General features: G+C 73.2%; 4 protein-coding genes. All 4 read right to left on the bottom strand.

Going from position 1 to position 2325, the window contains the following annotated elements; genetic code table 11:
- Positions 1-725: maltotransferase domain-containing protein (locus ACWD5Q_RS35360; RefSeq protein WP_451431165.1), on the bottom strand; the 725-nt coding region annotated here is incomplete at its 3' end.
- Positions 726-1072: 347 nt separating this feature from the next.
- Positions 1073-1225 (bottom strand): hypothetical protein, encoded by a 153-nt coding sequence (locus tag ACWD5Q_RS35355; protein ID WP_451431164.1) that lies wholly within the window; start codon positions 1223-1225, stop codon positions 1073-1075.
- 82 nt (positions 1226-1307) lie between these two features.
- Positions 1308-1814 carry a DUF1990 family protein gene (locus ACWD5Q_RS35350; protein ID WP_451431163.1) on the bottom strand — a complete coding sequence of 169 codons (507 nt, stop codon included), beginning with the start codon at positions 1812-1814 and terminating at the stop codon, positions 1308-1310.
- Between the two features lie 72 nt (positions 1815-1886).
- A partial coding sequence (locus tag ACWD5Q_RS35345; protein WP_451431162.1) for a M4 family metallopeptidase occupies positions 1887-2325 on the bottom strand: 439 nt, incomplete at its 5' end.

Here is a 2325-nt window from a genome sequence, read left to right as displayed (position 1 = left end):
AACAACGCCCGCTCCCGCTCCACCAGCAACGGCAACACAACCGACACCGTCACCAACTCCCGCAACGGAAACCGCGCCAACACCCCACCCACCTCCGGGGTGAGCGCCGCCGCGAGCCGGGAGGCGGCCGGGCGGCCGGTGTCGCGCAGGGCGTCGGCCGCGGCGCGCAGCACCTCGGGGCCCTCGTGCTCCGGGACCCCGGCGGCCGCCCGCTCGTACAGCCGCGCGCCCTCCTCCAGGACCAGCTCGGTGTCGATCCCCGCCGGGATCTTGACCGTCGCATGGCGCCGCCAGGTGGTGACCGGATCGCTCCACCCCTCCACGGCGTAGGTCCAGTCGCCCTCCCGCGGCACGGAGACGGTGGCGCCCCAGCGGTCGGTGCCGGGGGCGAGTTCGCGCATCGCGATCCGGGGGCCGGGCCGGCCCTCCGGATCGGTGAGGACGACATGGGCGGCGACGGCGTCATGGCCCTCGCTGAAGACGGTGGCGGAGATCTCGAACTCCTCGCCCACCACCGCCTTGGCCGGGCGGCGGCCCTGGAGGACGAGGGGGCGTACGTCGAGGACGGGGATGCGTCCGAGGGCGGGACCCGTGCCCGGGGACGAGGCGGGGCCGGGGTCCGTGTCGGGTGTCCGGGGGGCGGGGGGACCGGCGTGGGAGGTCCGTAGGGGGGAGGTGCCGGTGCCGGGTGTCGTGGATGTCGGCGAGTGGTGCGTCGGAGGCATGACCGCTCCTGTCCGCTGCAACGTGGGTGGCGGATGAGGTGTCGGAAGGTGACGGGCGGGTCTACCGGGGAAGCCTTCCCACCGTGTGCGGGTGGGCACTCCGGCACTGTGTTAACTACTCGCGCGTATGTCTACGTTCGAGACCGGCCGTATCCGGACGAGGGACGACGAAAGAAGGCGACCGGCCCCGCCCGCTGGGGGCGAGGCCGGTAACGGTACGGGTGCCCGGTGAACGGCAGTTCAAGGGCTGTCCAACCCGCAGGAATCCGCCGGGCGAGCCGGAGCCGGCTCGGGCGGCGGCCCGCTCCGCGGGGGAGCGGGCCGCTTCGGTGGTCGGCGGGGGCGGCTCAGGGGGTGCGTTCGTTGGAGTCGGCGGGGGCGTCCGCGCCGTTCGGTGTGGTGTCGCTCGGGCGGTCGGCCCGGCAGCGCGCCTTCTCCGCGGCGGTCATCGGGCCCGCGCTCTGGCTGAGGCTGTCCAGGGTCCGGTCGCCGTAGGCCACCGGCCGGTCGTGCCGGAGGGTGTTGCGGGTGCAGTTGATGTACGCCTCGCCGACCGTCCGGGCGGTGTCGCCGGGGGTGGTGTCAGTCCTGCGGGATGTCCGCGCACAGCTTGCGCAGGACCGCCCCGCACCGGCGCGCGTACGCCTGCTGGAGGCCCCGCGTCGCCGGGCCGCCCGCCTTCGCGTACCACTTGGCCGGGCGGCTGAAGGCCGTGATCGTCAGCCAGACCGTGCCGTCTCCGGTGCGGTTCACGACGAAGGCCTCTTCGCCGCTCTCCGGATGGCCCGGCAGCGTGCCGTACGCCCAGCCCGCGCGGCGGTGCTCCTCGACCGTCCAGACCACCCGGCACGGGGCCTTGATCATGCCGGCCAGGGTGAGGGTGACGTCGGCGCCGGGTGCCGCCCGCTCCGCGGTGGCCAGCACGCCGACGCCCATCGCGCGGTGCAGCTCCCAGGTGAAGAGGGCGTCGGACGCACGGCGGAACACCTCCTCCCCCTCGCCGATACGGACGCGGACGTGCAGGGGGTGGAACCCCTCGGGGTAGTGGCCGTCGCGGGTCGCGCCGACATCCTCGTACGTGAAGGACATGGGCCCCAGCGTAGGGCGGCCCCCGGCGTCACCTTCCCGCCGGGGGCCGCTGTGTCGCTCCGCGCGCGTGCGTCAGTTCACGTTGACCGCGGACCAGGCCGCCGCCACCGTGTTGTACTCGGTGCTGCCGGAGCCGTAGAGGGCGGCCGCCGCCGAGAGGGTGCCCGCGCGGGCGGACTTGTAATTGGTCGTCGACGTGAAGTACGTCGTGAGCGCCTTGTACCAGATCTGCAGCGCCTTGGCCCGGCCGATGCCGGTGACCTTTGAGCCGTTGGACGTCGGGGAGTTGTAGCTCACCCCGTTGATCGTCTTCGCGCCGCTGCCCTCCGACAGCAGGTAGAAGAAGTGGTTCGCCACGCCCGACGAGTAGTGCACGTCGAGGTTGCCGACGCCGGAGGACCAGGAGTCGGCGGAGCCGCCGTCCTTGCTGGGCTTGTCCATGTAGCGCAGCGGGGTGCCGTCGCCGTTGATGTTGATCTTCTCGCCGATGAGGTAGTCGCCGGGGTCGGAG

This window comes from Streptomyces sp. NPDC002513 (assembly GCF_053595355.1).
Note: the sequence above shows the minus strand (reverse complement) of the source record. Positions and strands in the feature narration are given on the sequence as shown.